Origin of the sequence: Nonomuraea typhae (genome assembly GCF_009760925.1) — a bacterium.
GTDB classification, from domain to species: domain Bacteria; phylum Actinomycetota; class Actinomycetes; order Streptosporangiales; family Streptosporangiaceae; genus Nonomuraea; species Nonomuraea typhae.
The window spans coordinates 25,628-40,572 of record NZ_VRLV01000006.1; the positions used below are offsets into that span (position 1 = coordinate 25,628).

General features: G+C 70.7%; 17 protein-coding genes and 1 riboswitch. Of the genes, 10 read left to right on the forward strand and 7 right to left on the reverse strand.

Annotation, left to right across the window (positions count from 1 at the left end; translation table 11 throughout):
• The first annotated feature begins 1 nt into the window (after window position 1).
• Together FVE25_RS22885 and FVE25_RS22890 are read left to right on the forward strand one after the other, a co-directional pair.
• Window positions 2–1,039: an ABC transporter ATP-binding protein gene (locus FVE25_RS22885; RefSeq protein ID WP_157249091.1), complete on the forward strand. Its 1,038-nt coding sequence runs from the start codon at window positions 2–4 to the stop codon at window positions 1,037–1,039.
• Window positions 1,023–2,039 (forward strand): ABC transporter ATP-binding protein, encoded by a 1,017-nt coding sequence (locus FVE25_RS22890; RefSeq protein ID WP_157249092.1) that lies wholly within the window; start codon window positions 1,023–1,025, stop codon window positions 2,037–2,039. The genes FVE25_RS22885 and FVE25_RS22890 overlap by 17 nt, the downstream gene beginning before the upstream one ends.
• Before the next feature lie 42 nt (window positions 2,040–2,081).
• On the opposite strand, the gene FVE25_RS22895 is transcribed toward FVE25_RS22890, so the two are convergent.
• From FVE25_RS22895 to FVE25_RS22915, 5 genes are all read right to left on the reverse strand, one after another.
• Entirely contained in the window at window positions 2,082–3,254 is a 1,173-nt protein-coding gene (locus tag FVE25_RS22895) for a lipid-transfer protein (RefSeq protein ID WP_157249093.1), read from the reverse strand.
• On the reverse strand, window positions 3,251–3,655 hold the full coding sequence (locus FVE25_RS22900; protein ID WP_157249094.1) for a Zn-ribbon domain-containing OB-fold protein: 405 nt from the start codon (window positions 3,653–3,655) through the stop codon (window positions 3,251–3,253). The genes FVE25_RS22895 and FVE25_RS22900 overlap by 4 nt, the downstream gene beginning before the upstream one ends.
• A gap of 26 nt (window positions 3,656–3,681) precedes the next feature.
• Complete coding sequence (locus tag FVE25_RS22905; protein ID WP_157249095.1) at window positions 3,682–4,869, reverse strand: S8 family serine peptidase; 1,188 nt, start codon at window positions 4,867–4,869, stop codon at window positions 3,682–3,684.
• Window positions 4,866–5,498: a hypothetical protein gene (locus tag FVE25_RS22910; RefSeq protein ID WP_157249096.1), complete on the reverse strand. Its 633-nt coding sequence runs from the start codon at window positions 5,496–5,498 to the stop codon at window positions 4,866–4,868. Before FVE25_RS22910 ends, FVE25_RS22905 begins: the two co-directional genes overlap by 4 nt.
• A gap of 63 nt (window positions 5,499–5,561) precedes the next feature.
• Window positions 5,562–6,368: an SAM hydrolase/SAM-dependent halogenase family protein gene (locus FVE25_RS22915; RefSeq protein ID WP_246267321.1), complete on the reverse strand. Its 807-nt coding sequence runs from the start codon at window positions 6,366–6,368 to the stop codon at window positions 5,562–5,564.
• 117 nt (window positions 6,369–6,485) lie between these two features.
• On the opposite strand from FVE25_RS22915, the gene FVE25_RS22920 reads away from it, so the two are divergent.
• Together FVE25_RS22920 and otsB are read left to right on the forward strand one after the other, a co-directional pair.
• Window positions 6,486–6,788 carry a DUF3263 domain-containing protein gene (locus FVE25_RS22920; protein ID WP_157249098.1) on the forward strand — a complete coding sequence of 101 codons (303 nt, stop codon included), beginning with the start codon at window positions 6,486–6,488 and terminating at the stop codon, window positions 6,786–6,788.
• 51 nt (window positions 6,789–6,839) lie between these two features.
• Window positions 6,840–7,595: a trehalose-phosphatase gene (gene otsB, locus FVE25_RS22925; protein ID WP_246267323.1), complete on the forward strand. Its 756-nt coding sequence runs from the start codon at window positions 6,840–6,842 to the stop codon at window positions 7,593–7,595.
• Here the strand turns inward: otsB and FVE25_RS22930 are convergent.
• Window positions 7,555–8,721 (reverse strand): MFS transporter, encoded by a 1,167-nt coding sequence (locus FVE25_RS22930; protein WP_157249099.1) that lies wholly within the window; start codon window positions 8,719–8,721, stop codon window positions 7,555–7,557. The two genes, otsB and FVE25_RS22930, sit on opposite strands and share 41 nt — an antisense overlap.
• Before the next feature lie 8 nt (window positions 8,722–8,729).
• On the reverse strand, window positions 8,730–10,148 hold the full coding sequence (locus FVE25_RS22935) for an alpha,alpha-trehalose-phosphate synthase (UDP-forming) (RefSeq protein WP_157249100.1): 1,419 nt from the start codon (window positions 10,146–10,148) through the stop codon (window positions 8,730–8,732).
• A 30-nt stretch (window positions 10,149–10,178) separates the two neighbouring features.
• On the opposite strand from FVE25_RS22935, the gene FVE25_RS22940 reads away from it, so the two are divergent.
• The 6 genes from FVE25_RS22940 to groL all read left to right on the forward strand — a co-directional run bounded on the left by FVE25_RS22940 (window position 10,179) and on the right by groL (window position 14,871).
• Window positions 10,179–10,733 (forward strand): RNA polymerase sigma factor, encoded by a 555-nt coding sequence (locus FVE25_RS22940; RefSeq protein WP_157249101.1) that lies wholly within the window; start codon window positions 10,179–10,181, stop codon window positions 10,731–10,733.
• Window positions 10,734–10,812: 79 nt separating this feature from the next.
• Window positions 10,813–10,953: riboswitch (SAM riboswitch) on the forward strand.
• Between the two features lie 13 nt (window positions 10,954–10,966).
• The gene (thrC, locus tag FVE25_RS22945) at window positions 10,967–12,196 is read left to right on the forward strand and encodes a threonine synthase (RefSeq protein WP_157249102.1); all 1,230 of its coding nucleotides are present in this window, start codon (window positions 10,967–10,969) and stop codon (window positions 12,194–12,196) included.
• Between the two features lie 15 nt (window positions 12,197–12,211).
• Complete coding sequence (locus FVE25_RS22950) at window positions 12,212–12,487, forward strand: MoaD/ThiS family protein (protein WP_157249103.1); 276 nt, start codon at window positions 12,212–12,214, stop codon at window positions 12,485–12,487.
• 231 nt (window positions 12,488–12,718) lie between these two features.
• Window positions 12,719–12,919 carry a cold-shock protein gene (locus FVE25_RS22955; RefSeq protein ID WP_043633553.1) on the forward strand — a complete coding sequence of 67 codons (201 nt, stop codon included), beginning with the start codon at window positions 12,719–12,721 and terminating at the stop codon, window positions 12,917–12,919.
• Window positions 12,831–13,022, forward strand: a complete 192-nt coding sequence (locus tag FVE25_RS57050; protein WP_397084839.1) for a hypothetical protein — start codon at window positions 12,831–12,833, stop codon at window positions 13,020–13,022. Before FVE25_RS22955 ends, FVE25_RS57050 begins: the two co-directional genes overlap by 89 nt.
• Before the next feature lie 220 nt (window positions 13,023–13,242).
• Window positions 13,243–14,871, forward strand: coding sequence for a chaperonin GroEL (gene groL / locus FVE25_RS22960; RefSeq protein WP_157249104.1), 1,629 nt, complete (start codon window positions 13,243–13,245; stop codon window positions 14,869–14,871).
• Window positions 14,872–14,945 lie beyond the last annotated feature (74 nt).

The following is a 14,945-nucleotide window of genomic DNA, read 5'->3' on the forward strand; positions in this document are numbered from 1 at the left end:
TGTGAAGAAGACATCCTCAGGGGTGTTGCCGGCCGAGGGAGGGCTGGGCAACGAACCTCTGCTCGCTGTCGACAACCTGCACGTGGAGTTCCGGACGCGCGCGGGCATCGTGCGCGCCGTCAACGGCGTGACCTACTCGCTCGGCGCCGGCGAGACCCTCGCCGTCCTGGGCGAGTCGGGTTCCGGCAAGTCCGTGACCGCCCAGGCGATCATGGGCATCCTGGACATGCCGCCGGCGGTCATCCCGGCGGGCGAGATCCGCTTCCGCGGCACCGACCTGCTCAAGCTCTCCGACGAGGCCCGGTCCCAGGTCCGCGGCCAGCGCATCGCCATGGTCTTCCAGGACGCGCTGTCCGCGCTGAACCCGGTCTTCACCGTGGGCTGGCAGATCAGTGAGATGTTCCGGGTCCACCGGGGCATGAGCAAGCGCGACGCCATGGCCAAGGCCGTGGAGCTCATGGACCGGGTCCGCATCCCGGCCGCCAGGCAGCGCGTCAACGACTACCCGCACCAGTTCTCGGGCGGTATGCGCCAGCGCATCATGATCGCCATGTCGATCGCGCTGGACCCCGAGGTGCTGATCGCGGACGAGCCGACGACCGCGCTGGACGTGACCGTCCAGGCCCAGATCATGGAGCTGCTCGCCGAGCTCCAGCGTGAGAGCAACATGGGCCTGATCCTGATCACCCACGACCTCGGCGTGGTCGCCGACGTCGCGGACAAGATCGCGGTCATGTACGGCGGGCGGATCGTGGAGAACGCCCTGGTCCACGACATCTACGGTTCGCCGGCCCACCCGTACACGAAGGGCCTGCTGGAGTCGATCCCCAGGGTCGACCTCAAGGGCCAGGAGCTGTACGCCATCAAGGGCATGCCGCCGAACCTGCTGGACATGCCGTCAGGCTGCGCGTTCAACCCCCGCTGCCCGTACCGCCAGGACATCTGCGTCTCCGACGTCCCGCCGCTGTACGAGATCAGCCACACGCGCAGCAGCGCCTGCCACTACTGGAGGGAGGTCCTCGATGGAACCCACGAGTGAGCCGATCCTGCAGGTCCGGGACCTGGTCAAGCACTTCCCGCTGACTCAGGGCATCGTCGTCAAGCGGCAGATCGGCGCGATCAAGGCCGTGGACGGCGTCTCCTTCGATCTGCGCAAGGGCGAGACCCTGGGCATCGTGGGCGAGTCGGGCTGTGGCAAGTCGACGCTGGCCAAGGTGCTCATGGCGCTGGAGCGGCCGACGTCGGGCTCGGTGAAGATCAACGGCCGGGAGATCGCCCAGGCCCGCGGTGCCGAGCTGAAGCGCATGCGGCGCAACATCCAGATGGTGATGCAGGATCCCTACACCTCGCTGAACCCCCGGATGACCGTCGGCGACATCATCAACGAGCCGTACGACATCCACGCGGACGTCGTGCCGCGCGGTGACCGGCGCAAGAAGGTGCAGGAGCTGCTGGAGGTGGTCGGCCTCAACCCCGACCACATCAACCGCTACCCGCACCAGTTCTCGGGCGGCCAGCGCCAGCGCATCGGCATCGCGCGGGGCCTGGCGCTGCAGCCGGAGATCATCGTCTGCGACGAGCCGGTCTCGGCGCTGGACGTGTCGATCCAGGCGCAGGTCATCAACCTGCTGGAGCGGCTGCAGAACGAGTTCAACCTGGCCTACATCTTCATCGCCCACGACCTGTCGGTGGTGCGCCACATCTCCGACCGGGTGGGCGTGATGTATCTGGGCAAGCTGGTGGAGCTCGGCAAGGACACCGAGATCTACGACAAGCCCGCGCATCCGTACACGCAGGCCCTGCTGTCGGCGGTTCCGGTGCCGGACCCCGAGGGACGCGAGCTGCGTGAGCGGATCATCCTGCAGGGTGACCCGCCCTCGCCGGCCAACCCGCCGTCGGGCTGCCGCTTCCGCACCCGGTGCTGGAAGGCCCAGGAGATCTGCGCGGAGGAGGAGCCGCTGCTGCAGATCAGACCGGGCACCGCGCACGAGAGCGCGTGCCACTTCGCGGAGAGCCACGACGTGGTGCACATCTCCTAGCGCCCGGGCGAAGCCCCTCGCGGCCGGCCGCGAGGGGCTTCGTCATGTCGTGGCGACGACCGCGGAGCCGTGGCCGAACAGGCCCTGGTTGACGGCCAGCCCGGCGCGGGCGCCCGGGACCTGACGCGCGCCCGCGACGCCTCTGAGCTGCCAGGTCAGCTCGCACACCTGCGCGATGGCCTGGGCGGGGATGGCCTCGCCGAAGGATGCGAGTCCGCCGGAGGGGTTCACCCGGACCCGCCCGCCTCCGGCGCGCAGCAGCTTCTCCGCCTCGCCGGGCGGGCACAGGCCGATGTCCTCCATCCAGTCCAGTTCCAGCGCCGTGGACAGGTCGTAGACCTCGGCCAGCGACAGGTCCTCTGGGCCGAGCCCGGCTTCCTCATAGGCCGCGTGGGCGATCGCCGCGCGGAACGGGCGCTCCGGCGGCGGGACGGCGAGAGAGGAGTCGGTCGCGAAACCGGGCAGTTCCAGCGTGGTGTTGGGGAAGACCGGCGTGACGGTCGAGACGGCGGCCAGCCGTACCGGAGCGTCGATCCCGCGGCGGCGGGCGACGTCGGCCGAGGCCAGGACCACCGCGGCGCCGCCGTCGGAGGTGGCGCAGATGTCCATGAGGCGCAGCGGGTCGGCCACCATGGGCGAGGCCAGCACCTCCTCGGCGGTGACGGGCTTGCGGTAGCGGGCGTTGGGGTTGAGGGCGCCGGAGGCGGCGTTCTTCACCTTGACCGCGGCGAAGTCGGCAGGGGTCGAGCCGTACAAGGCCATCCGGCGGCGGGCGTACAACGCGAAGTAGGCGGGGTTGGTGGCGCCGAGCAGCCGGAAGCGCAGCCAGTCGGGGTCGTCGGGGCGGTCGCCGCCGACCGGTGCGAAGAAGCCCTTGGGCGCCGCGTCGGCCCCGACGACCAGCGCCAGGTCGCTGAGTCCGGCCAGGATCCTGGTCCGTGCCAGGTCGAGGGCCTGCGCCCCGGAGGCGCACGCGGCGTAGCAGGAGGCGATCCTGGCGCCGGTCCAGCCGAGCGCCTGGGCAAAGGTGGAGCCGGCGATGAAGCCCGGGTAGCCGTTCCTGATCGTGTTGGCGCCGACGACGTAGTCGATCTCGCTCCAGGCGACTCCGGCGTCGGCCAGGGCGGCGCGCGCGGCGGCCACGCCGTACTCGGTGAAGGGGCGGCCCCATTTGCCCCACGGGTGCATGCCCGCGCCGATGATCACGGCGGTCATCGCGCCGCGCCCCACATCCACACCAGCGGCCCGTCGGCGAGCGGGCCGCAGGTGAGCTCCAGCTCCATGCCGACGGCCAGGTCGTCCACGGTGAGGTCCTTGACCTGGCCGAGCACGATGATCCCGGCCTCGGCCAGCTCGACGGCGGCGAGGGTCACGGGCGTGTACGGCTCGGCCGCGGCGAAGGGCGGCGGCGGGGCGTAGCAGGCGTTGGTGTAGGACCAGACGGTGCCGCGGCGGGGCAGGTCGGTCTCCTCCTGCGTCTCGGACGAGCAGTGCGGATTGCGGCAGAAGCCCCGCTGGGGCGGGAAGCTGACCGTGCCGCATCCGGCGCAGCGGGTGCCGATGAGGCGGGCGCCGTCGTCGCGGACGGCGAACCAGCCGTCGATCGCAAGGGTCATACCGGCGAGTATCACACAAGCGCTTGCTAGGGAGAATGCCTCCGCTCCCTGAAGTGCAGCACGATCACCCGCGCCGACATCGCCAGCGTCAGCACGATCATCGCCAGTACCACCGCCACCCGCGAACCCGGCGCGTCCGGCAGCGGCCCGCCGCCGAAGTAGCCGTCCACCCGCTCGGCCCGCGAGGCCGGCGGCCTGGCCAGCCGCGCCGCCTCACGCAGGGCCAGCAGCGCGTCGGCCACCCCGTGCCCGTAGGCGCGGCTGTGCCCGTCGGCCGGGCGCCGCTTGGTGCCGCGCTCGATCGCCGTGCGCACGTGGTAGGGCGACAGGTCCGGGTACTCGGCCCTGATCAGCGCCGCGATCCCGGCCACCATGGCCGCCGCGGAGCTGGTCCCGTCACCGACGACGTACCCGCCGGGACCGTCGGCGCTCACGATCTGCGTGCCCGGCGCGACCACCGACAGGTAGTCCTGGCGGTTGGAGAACTCCGGCACCTTCAGCCGCCGGTCCACCGCGCCCACGGCGATCACGCCGGGATAGGCGGCGGGGAAGTTCTTGCGGTTGGTGCTGTCGCCGTCGTTGCCCGAGGAGGCCACCAGCACCGTGCCCCGCGAGATCGCGTACTGCACCGCCTCCTCCTCGGCCGCCGAACCCTCCCAGGCGCCGCTGCCGCCGCCGAGCGACATGCTGACGACCTGCGCGCCCCGGTCGACCGCGTACCTGATGCCCCTGGCCAGCGCGTCGCGGCCGGTCGCGGTGGCCTGCTGCCTGGCGCGCATCGGGTCGTCGTTCTCCAGCGTCACCCGCACCGACAGCACCCGCGCGTCAGGGGCCACGCCGACCACCCCGTGCCCGCCGTCGTGCCCGCGGCCGGCGATGAGGCTGGCCATGGCGGTCCCGTGGTGGCCGCTCCTGGCCTTGGCGCGGGCCTGGCCGGTCAGGTCCGGCCCCTCGACGACGGCGCCGGCCAGGTCCGGGTGCCGCGGGTCCACGCCGGTGTCGAGCACCGCGACCAGCACCCCGCGGCCCGTGCTCACCTTCCACGCCTCGGGCAGCCGCAGCGCCTCCGCCTGCCACACCCGCGCCGCCCGCGAGCGCGCCTCCGCCGGGCCCTCGCTGCGCGCGGACACGCTCTCGAACCCGCCCGGCGGCGTCCCGGCCAGCAGCAGCGCCGCGACGCCCACCGGCAGCAGCCCGGCCACGGCCCGGATCACCGGGTGAGCCCCCTGTTCAGGGCCGTCGCGAGTTGCCGGGCGGTCGCGCGCAGGCGCGGCTCCGTCCTTCTCTCACGCTGGTACGGCCGGCCGTCCGCGTACCCGGCGGCGGCGAGGACCACGTACCGCCCGCCGGAGGCGGCCAGCGCCCCGGTGACGTATTGGGCCGCGCCGAACCGCTCGGCCGCGCCGTCCGGAAAGGCCACGGGCCGCACGCTGGCCGGTCGCGTCCCGGTCAGCGCGGCGGGCAGCGGACCCGGCGCCCCGGACAGGACGGCCACGCCCACGGTGGCCACATACGTCTGCGTGCTGTCGGCGTAGGTCGCGCGCAGCGTGGTCAGGCAGCCGGGCAGCGCCGCGGCGGCGCTCGGCTGAAGCGCGACCCGGCACGGAGCCTCGGGCGCGACCCCGGCCAGCAGGTAGGTCACCCGGGCGCCGGACGGGCTGTCGCCGGGCAGCGCGCCGGGGAAGACCCGGTGCACCGGCCAGGTGCGCCAGCGCTCGTCCACCGGCGGCTCGGCCGAGCCCCAGGGGAAGGAGATCATGGACATCAGTGCGACGGACAGAAGGAACACGTCGGCCTCGGGGAAGGGGGAGGGGACGCTCGAACTGCCCGTGCATTCTGGCATGCGCCAGCTGATTCATTCCGACGCTTCGGTAAACAGACCGATACGCGGGGTAATGTCCAAAAATCAGGGTGCGGGCGCGAGCCGTACGTGCGCGCCGGGCGGCAGGCCCAGGCGCTGGGCCGCGTCGCCCGAGTTCACCGCGATGGCGATCAGCCCCGCCGAATCGGCGAACGCCACCAGCTCACCCGGCGGGACCGACGTGTAGGTCTCCCGGTACGGCATGGCCAGCTGCCGCCGCCCCATCCACACGCCCAGCCGGTCGCCCACCCGCACGCCCAGCGCCGCCAGGTCACCCGCGGCGATCGAGAGCTGGGTGTTGCCGTAGCGGTCCACCGAGACCACCTCGCCCTCGACCGCGCCCTCGCGCAGCACCGACGTCGGCGCCGGCAGCGAGACCAGGCGGTTCAGCGGGACCGCGGGCCCGAGGTCGGCCGGATCGCCGCCCACGCACAGCCGCCCGGCCACCGGCGCGTACACGTCCCGGCCGTGGAAGGTCGGCGAGACCGGGTGGAGGAAGAGCTCCTCGTTGGTGATCTCGTAGGCCGACTCGGCGCCGCCGCTGGCGTGCACCGCCCATGACAGCAGCCCGTTGTCCGGGCCGATGAACACCCTGCCGCCGGCCCTCACCGCCACCGCGCGTCTGGCCCCGCCGGCGCCCGGGTCCACGGCGCCGATGTGCACCCCCTGGGGGAGGTACGGAATCGTCTGCGCGAGGATGGCCGCGCCCCGCCGTACGTCGCCGGACGGGATGAGATGGCACACGTCGATGATGCGCGTCTGCGGCGCGATGCCGGCGATCACGCCGTGACATGCGGCCACATAGCCATCCTCGAGTCCGTAATCGGTCAGGAGCGTGATGACTGGGGTCACACTTGGCGACTGTACGTCTCCCGATCGGCGGTGAACACCCGGCTTCGGCACATTACGATGGCGACGGGCCGCGTGTGTGCGGCGTGAGCGCCGCACGCCCATCCGAGGAGGACGACCATGGACACTGCACCGGTAAGCGGTGACAGTGCTGCCCAGGAACCCGCCCGACAGCCCCTCAACGACCGAGACCTCCAGCTCCTCGCCTTCGAGCGCCAGTGGTGGCGCCACGCCGGTGCCAAGGAGCACGCCATCAAGGAGACCTTCGGGTTCTCGGCGACGCGCTACTACCAACTGCTCGGCGATCTCATCGACCGTCCCGAGGCGCTCGAGCAGGACCCGATGCTGGTCAAACGACTGCGCAGGCTGCGGGCCACGCGGCAGCGCGAGCGCGCGGCCAGGCGCCTCGGCATGCGTCCCTAGATGGTGGGGTAGTCCAGCCGCGTGAGGAACATCCCTGGAATCCAAGCGATCGTGAACGACCCCGCCGGGGCCGTGATCGGGCTCGACTTCGACGGCACCCTGTCGCCCATCGTGCCCGATCCGGCCGCCGCCAGGATCCATCCGGCAGCCCCCGAGATCCTCGCCCGGCTGAGTGAGCGCGTGTTGTCCGTCGTCATCCTGACCGGGCGGCCCCCGGAGACCGTCCTGAGCCTCGGGCCCGGCCTGGCCGAGGTGCCCGGCCTGGTGATCCTCGGCCACTACGGCTTTGAACGCTGGGAGAGCGGGCGGCTCAGCGCCCCGCCGCCGCCCGCGGGAGTGCCGCGGGCCGAGGCCGAGCTGCCGCTGCTGCTGCGTGACCTCGGGCTGTCCGGTGTCGTGGTCGAGGACAAGGGCCGGGCCGTGGCCGTCCACACCCGGCGCAGCCCCGACCCGGCGAAGGCGCTGGAGACGCTGCATGCGCCGCTGCGGGCGCTGGCCGAGCGCAACGGCCTGGTGGTCGAGCCCGGCAGGTACGTGCTGGAGCTGCGCCCGCCGGGCATGGACAAGGGCCACGCGCTGTCGTTGTTCCTGGCCGAGCGCGCGGCCAGGTCGGCGATGTTCGTCGGCGACGACCTGGGCGACCTCGCCGCCTTCGAGGCCGTGCGGGTCTCCGGGCTGCCCGGCGTCACCGTGTGCAGCGGTTCGAGCGAGGTCAGCGCGCTGGCCGAGCGGGCCGACCTCGTGGTGGACGGGCCCGACGGCGTGATCACCCTGCTGAAGGAGCTGGTGTCCGCGGTCCGCCGCTGAGGACCAGTCCGGTCACCGCCAGGGCGATCAGGACCGGCACGATGAGGAAGGCCGTCCTGGTGCCGAATCCGTCGGCCAGCGCCCCCAGCGCGAACGGTCCCGCGGCCATGGCCAGTCCCGCGCAGACCGGCGAGGCGGCGGTGGCCCGGACCGGGTCGACGGCCAGCACCCCGGCCAGCGCCAGCGGGAAGTGCAGCGAGACCCCGAGCCCGCTCACGGCCAGGCCCGCGTAGGCGAGCGCCGGCTGCTCGCTCGACCAGAACAGCAGCCAGCCCGCCGCGGTGAGCAGCAGCGCGCCGGTCAGCAACGCCGGTGCGCGCAGCCGCAGCGCCAGCGGCGTCCCGGCGAAGCGGCCGACGGCCAGGCCCACGGTGAACGCGGTCAGCCCCGTCGTGGCCGCCGCCACGCTCAGCCCGGTGTTGGCCGACATGAGCTGGACCGCCCACAGGTTGAAGCAGAACTCCAGCGCCACCACCAGGAACAGCACGCCGCCCGCCACGTAGAAGCGCCAGCCCGGCCGCCCGCCGGACGCGGGCCGGGTGCCCGTGACCGGCCTGCCCGGGACGCGGACCCGGCCGAGCGTCAGCGCGATGACGCCCGTGACGGCCGGGGTGACCAGCAGCGCCGCCCGCCAGCCCGGCCCCGTCTGGGCGGCGGCGCCCACCGCGTAGGTCATGGCGATGCCGAACAGGATGGCCACCGCGTTGGCCTCGCTGATCGCCGCCGGTCCCGCCGGGCCGTGGTGGTCGCTGAGCGCCGCCATCATCGCGTAGAGGGCCATCGAGCCGAACAGGCCGGCCACGCCGTACCCCGCCAGCGTGGCGGGCAGGGCGCCGGTCAGCATGATCGGCACCATGGCCGCGTTCATGCCGATCAGGCTGACCCAGATGGTGGCCCGCCTGCCGTACCTGCGCTCCAGAAGCGGGAGTACGGCTCCCGCCAGCAGCGTGCCCGCGGCCATCGCGGTGCCGTGCAGGGCGGCGACCGCGTTGGAGACCTGCTGCTCCTGGCGCAGCAGCGGCAGGACCGCGCTCAGCCCGTACAGGTACGTCGCGAAGGCGCCGAGTTGGAGGTAGACGAGCCAGGTCGGCAGGTCCCGTGCCAGGCGGATCCGGACGGTGGTCACTTATGGCATTAAGTCAGGGCATCCAGCTGGGCCGCAAGCCACTTCTGCGGTGGCAGAGCGGTCGCCGCCGCGGCCAGGTTGCCGGCTCTGCGCGCCCGCTCGTCCTCCGGCATGACCAGGGCCGCGTGCAGCGCCTGCGCGGTCTCCAGCACGTCGTAGGGGTTGACCAGCAGCGCGTCGGCGCCCAATTCCGCCGCGGCGCCCGCCTCGCGGGACAGGACCAGCGCGCAGCGGGGCGACAGGATCGGGCCCTCCTTGGCCACCAGGTTCATGCCGTCGCGGATCGGGTTGACCAGCAGCACGTCGGCCATCCGGTAGGCGGCCAGGCTGCGGGCGTAGTTGTCGTCCACGTTGAGGATCAGCGGGTCCCAGTCCTCGGTGGCGTACTCGTCCTCGATCTCCTGGGCGCAGCGCTGGACGGCCGCGGTGTACTCGCGGTACTCGGGCAGGTCGTGCCGGCTCGGGTAGGCGAAGGCCAGGTGGACCACCCGGCCGTGCCACTCCGGGTGGGCGGCCAGGAACTCGCGGTAGGCCGCCAGGCCGCGCACGATGTTCTTGGACAGCTCGGTCCGGTCGATGCGGACGATCAGCTTGCGGTCGCCGACCTGCTCACGCAGGGCCTGCACGTTCGACTCCACGTCCGGCTCGCCCGCGCGCCGCCCCAGCTCCTCGCCGTCCACGCCCAGGGCGTGCACGCCGATCCTCGTCGTGCGGCCGTGGTGGGTGACGCCGCGCGCGTCCACCTCGGCGCCCAGCAGGGCCGCGCAGCAGTCGGTGAAGGCCCGTGCCCATCTCCCCGTGAGGAACCCGGCGTGATCGGCCCCCAGAATGCCCTCCAGGACCTCCCTGGCCACTTCGTCCGGCAGCAGCGAGAAGTACTCCGGCGGCGCCCACGGAGTGTGGCTGAAGTGCGCGATCCGCAGGTCCGGGCGTTCGGCGCGGAGCATGGCGGGCGCCAGCGTCAGGTGATAGTCCTGGACCATCACGCGCGCCTCGTGCCCGGCCTCCTCGGCCAGGGCGAGGGCGAAGGCGCCGTTGTAGTCGCGGTAGGACTCCCACTCCCGCTGGAACCTGCTGCCGAAGTGCGGGGCGTTGGGGGTGTCGTAGAGCAGATGGTTGACGAACCACAGGGTGGAGTTGGCCACGGCGTTGTAGGCGCGGTGGAAGGTCGCCGGGGCGATGTCCAGCATGCGCAGCGCGCCGGTGTCGTATCCGGCCTGGTCGAGCCGGCCGCCCGGGGCCTGCCGTACGGCGCCGCGGTCGCCGTCGGAAAGCGCGGCGCACACCCACAGCACACCGTCGTCCTTCGCCACGCCCGACAGGCCCGAGACCAGGCCGCCGCCACCGCGCTTCATGGTGAGGACGCCTTCGCCGGAGACGGTGAAGGAAACAGGACCGCGGTTAGAGGCGACCAGGACGCTGTTCATTAAACTTCCCTCCGCTCATAGGATCCCGCTATGGCGCTTGATGAGCTAACCGAGGAACTGGCCCGCTCCGCAGCCGCTGGAGATCATCGCGCACTCGGCGAGCTCCTGCGGCGGATCGAGCCGGACGTATTGCGGCACTGCGCCCGCATCCTGCCCTATCACCAGGATGCGGAGGAGGCGTGCCAGGACACGTTGCTGGCGGTCGCGCGCAACATCGGGCGCTTCGAAGGCCGGGCGCGGTTCAGCACGTGGCTGCACATCGTGACGGCCAACTGCGCCCGCACGACCTACCGCTCGCTGAAGCGCCGCGCGGCCGAGCAGAGCTCCGACGAGCTGCCCACGCAGCGGCCGGACGTGGCCCGGGTGAGCGTGATCGCGGGCTCGCGGCTGGACCTGCTCGACGCGATGGAGTCGCTGGAGGCGTCCAAGCCCGATCTGGCCCAGGCGCTCGTGCTGCGTGACATCGTGCAGCTCGACTACAACGAAGTGGCCGAACAGCTAGGTATCCCGCTCGGGACTGCGAAATCCCGTATCCACCAGGCCCGCAAGTACGTCCAGGGCGTCCTCGGCGAGGATTATCGGTGAGACGGTTTGTCTCATTTCCTGAGACGGGTGGTCAGTCGGCGACCTTGACCAGGTAGAGTCCATTCCGACAACTACATATTGCTCATCCAGAGGGGTGGAGGGACCGGCCCTGCGAAGCCCCGGCAACCCTCCCGGATTTCGAACTCGCACCCGCGAGGCCGACCGGGACAAGGTGCCAATTCCGGTCTGCGGTCAAGGTGGCCGCGGGCGAAGATGAGGGAAGGCCTCGCTTCATGTCGCTTGACTTCGGTCCTGCTGTAGCCCTGTCCTGCCGCGAGTGCGGCGCCCGCTACGATCTCGGCCCCAGTTTCGCGTGTCTGGAGTGTTTCGGGCCGCTCGAAGCGGCCTACGACTTCGGTACGGTCACCCGCGCGCAGATCGAGGCCGGGCCCGCCAGCATCTGGCGTTACCGCTCGCTCCTCCCGGTCCCGGTGGACGTGGCGACCAAGCCCAACATGAACCCCGGCTGGACCCAGCTGGTGAAGGCCGGCAACCTCGGCCGGGCGCTCGGCATCCGCTCGCTGCACGTCAAGGACGACTCCGGCAACCCCACCCACTCCTTCAAGGACCGGGTGGTGGCCATCGCCGTCGAGGCGGCGCGCAACTTCGGCTTCCACACCCTGTCCTGCTCCTCCACGGGCAACCTGGCCGGCGCCGTCACCGCGGCCGCCGCCCGCGCCGGGCTCGACGCCTGCGTGTTCATCCCCGCCGACCTGGAGCAGGCCAAGATCGCCATGGCCCGCGTGTTCGGGGGCAGGCTCATCGGCATCGACGGCACCTACGACGAGGTCAACCGGTTCTGCTCCGAGCTCATCGGCGACCCGCTGGGCGACAAGTGGGGCTTCGTCAACGTCAACCTGCGGCCCTACTACGCCGAGGGGTCCAAGACGCTGGCCTACGAGATCGCCGAGCAGCTCGGCTGGAAGCTGCCCGAGCAGATCGTCATCCCGATCGCCTCCGGGTCGCAGCTAACCAAGATCGACAAGGGCTTCAAGGAGCTCATCGCGCTGGGACTGGTCGAGGACGCGCCGTACAAGATCTTCGGGGCACAGGCACAGGGGTGCTCGCCGGTGTCGGCCGCCTACAAGGCCGGGCACGACGTGGTCCAGCCGGTCAAGCCCGACACCATCGCCAAGTCGCTGGCGATCGGGAACCCCGCGGACGGGCCGTACGTGCTCGACATCGCCCGCCGTACAGGAGGGGCGGTGGAGGACGTCACCGACGCCGAGATCGTCGAGGCGATCACGTTGCTGGCCGCCACCGAGGGCATCTTCGCCGAGACCGCGGGCGGCGTGACCGTGGGCGTGCTCAAGAAGCTCGTGGAAAACGGCACGCTGGATCCGGAGGCGGAAACGGTCGTCCTGAACACCGGAGATGGGCTCAAGACCCTTGACGCGGTCTCGTCGATCGCCGAACCCACGGCTGTCATCCGGCCCTCTCTCGACGCGTTTCGCGCCATCTGAAAGGAAGATTTAGGCATGAGCGTTTCTGTGCGGATCCCCACCATTCTGCGCACTTACACCGGCGGTAACGCCGAGGTCAGGGGCGAAGGCGCGACGCTGCGCGAGGTTCTCCAGAAGCTGGACAGCGACTACCCCGGGATCGGTGCCCGAATTCTTGATGAATCGGGCAAGATTCGGCGTTTTGTCAACGTTTACGTTGGGCAAGAGGACGTCCGATTCGCCGACGGGCTCGACACCGCCGCGCCCGAGGGCGCCGAGATCTCCATCATCCCGGCGGTAGCCGGAGGCTGACTCTTCGCACATGTTTTGGTCTGGGCACCTCTTCGGGGGTGCCCTTCCCATTTCTGGAAAATTCAACTCTTCGAAGGATGAAATAGGCAGTTTTCAGATTGACTCTGTTGCTAAACGGCATGCCACAGGTATGGTCGAGGGCGATCGTCCGCCCGATTTTGGCAAAAGCGGCGATCGCGGATCTCGCGGAGGAATGGGCGGGGTCCGTGAGCCCAGTAAGAGGAGTCGGAAGTGGCGCAGGGCACCGTCAAGTGGTTCAACGCGGACAAGGGCTACGGCTTCATCGCGGTAGACGGTGGTAAGGATGTATTCGTCCATTACTCCGCGATACTGATGGACGGGTATCGATCCCTCGAACAGGGCCAGCGGGTCGAGTTCGAGATCACGCAGGGCCAGAAGGGGCCGCAGGCGGAATCAGTCCGCACTGTCTGAACCACGCACTCAGGCAGCCCGCACGGCAGCGCAGTCCGTGCGGTTCTGCCGACACCTTTCGTCTCACCAGGTCAGGCCCGATCCGCGAGGGGATCGGGCCTGACCTGCGACGAGGTGGCTCTCGCTTGCACTCGACCGGGTAGAGTGCTAAACAGTTCGTTGGCACTCTCTGTACGTGAGTGCCAAACCTGGATCGAGACGATCGGGGCCTGCCGAACGGAGATGCGGGCCCAGGTGTGCGGCTTCACGGCCGGGCACGTTAGCCGTCGCGGGCATCGGCTCGGTCCTTGAGAAGCCACCCTGCATCTGGGAGGTCTAGCCTTATGGCAGCCAAGATGATCGCGTTTGACGAGGACGCCCGGCGCGGTCTCGAGCGCGGCATGAACCAGCTCGCCGACGCCGTCAAGGTGACCCTTGGTCCCAAGGGGCGCAACGTCGTGCTGGAGAAGAAGTGGGGCGCTCCCACGATCACCAACGACGGTGTCTCCATCGCCAAGGAGATCGAGCTCGAGGACCCGTGGGAGAAGATCGGCGCCGAGCTGGTCAAGGAAGTCGCCAAGAAGACGGACGACGTCGCGGGTGACGGCACCACCACCGCCACCGTGCTCGCCCAGGCGCTGGTTCGCGAGGGTCTGCGCAACGTCGCCGCCGGCGCCAACCCGATGGCCCTGAAGAAGGGCATCGAGGCCGCCGTCGAGCGCGTCAGCGAGGAGCTCTCCAAGCTGGCCAAGGACGTGGAGACCAAGGAGCAGATCGCCTCCACCGCCTCCATCTCCGCCGCCGACACCGAGATCGGCGCGCTCATCGCCGAGGCGATGGACAAGGTCGGCAAGGAAGGCGTCATCACCGTCGAGGAGAGCAACACCTTCGGCCTCGAGCTCGAGCTCACCGAGGGCATGCGCTTCGACAAGGGCATGACCTCGATGTACTTCGTGACGGACCCCGACCGCATGGAGGCCGTCCTCGAGGACCCCTACATCCTCATCGTCAACAGCAAGGTCTCCGCCAACAAGGACCTGCTGCCCCTGCTCGACAAGGTCGTCCAGGCCGGCAAGCCGCTGCTGATCATCGCCGAGGACATCGAGGGCGAGGCCCTGGCCACGCTCGTCGTCAACAAGATCCGCGGCCTGTTCAAGTCCGTAGCCGTCAAGGCCCCGGGCTTCGGTGACCGCCGCAAGGCCATGCTCGGCGACATCGCCACCCTCACCGGTGGTCAGGTCATCGCCGAGGAGGTCGGCCTCAAGCTCGAGTCCGCCACCCTCGACCTGCTGGGCCGCGCCCGCAAGGTCGTCGTGACCAAGGACGAGACCACCATCGTCGACGGCGCCGGTGACGCCGACCAGATCTCCGGCCGGGTCAACGAGATCCGCGCCGAGATCGAGCGCACCGACTCCGACTACGACCGCGAGAAGCTCCAGGAGCGCCTGGCCAAGCTCGCCGGTGGTGTCGCCGTCATCAAGGCCGGCGCCGCGACCGAGGTCGAGCTCAAGGAGCGCAAGCACCGCATCGAGGACGCCGTCCGCAACGCCAAGGCGGCCGTCGAGGAGGGCATCGTCCCCGGCGGTGGCGTGGCCCTGCTGCAGGCCGGCGCCAAGGCGTTCGACAAGCTCGAGCTCGCGGGCGACGAGGCCACCGGTGCCGCGATCGTGCGCAAGGCCCTCGAGGAGCCCCTCAAGCAGATCGCCGTCAACGCCGGCCTCGAAGGCGGCGTCGTGGTGGAGAAGGTCCGCAACCTGACCCCGGGTGAGGGCCTCAACGCCGCTTCGGGCGAGTACGTCAACATGTTCGAGGCGGGCATTCTCGACCCCGCCAAGGTGACGCGCTCCGCCCTGCAGAACGCCGCCTCCATCGCGGCGCTCTTCCTCACCACCGAGGCTGTCATCGCCGAGAAGCCGGAGAAGACCCCGGCTGCTCCGGCCGGTGGCATGCCCGGCGGCGACATGGACTTCTAAGTCCGGCTGCGTCATAAAGGGCGTCCCCCTTCATTGGGGGGCGCCCTTTGTGCATGTTCGGCGCCCCGCGGGGT

Coding starts and splice junctions, on each gene's coding strand:
- FVE25_RS22890 (WP_157249092.1), top strand. CDS start 1,023: ATGGAACCCACGAGTGAGCCGATCCTGCAGGTCCGGGACCTGGTCAAG.
- FVE25_RS22895 (WP_157249093.1), bottom strand. CDS start 3,254: ATGACCGCCGTGATCATCGGCGCGGGCATGCACCCGTGGGGCAAATGG.
- FVE25_RS22900 (WP_157249094.1), bottom strand. CDS start 3,655: ATGACCCTTGCGATCGACGGCTGGTTCGCCGTCCGCGACGACGGCGCC.
- FVE25_RS22910 (WP_157249096.1), bottom strand. CDS start 5,498: ATGCCAGAATGCACGGGCAGTTCGAGCGTCCCCTCCCCCTTCCCCGAG.
- FVE25_RS22920 (WP_157249098.1), top strand. CDS start 6,486: ATGGACACTGCACCGGTAAGCGGTGACAGTGCTGCCCAGGAACCCGCC.
- FVE25_RS22935 (WP_157249100.1), bottom strand. CDS start 10,148: ATGAACAGCGTCCTGGTCGCCTCTAACCGCGGTCCTGTTTCCTTCACC.
- FVE25_RS22940 (WP_157249101.1), top strand. CDS start 10,179: ATGGCGCTTGATGAGCTAACCGAGGAACTGGCCCGCTCCGCAGCCGCT.
- thrC (WP_157249102.1), top strand. CDS start 10,967: ATGTCGCTTGACTTCGGTCCTGCTGTAGCCCTGTCCTGCCGCGAGTGC.
- FVE25_RS22950 (WP_157249103.1), top strand. CDS start 12,212: ATGAGCGTTTCTGTGCGGATCCCCACCATTCTGCGCACTTACACCGGC.
- groL (WP_157249104.1), top strand. CDS start 13,243: ATGGCAGCCAAGATGATCGCGTTTGACGAGGACGCCCGGCGCGGTCTC.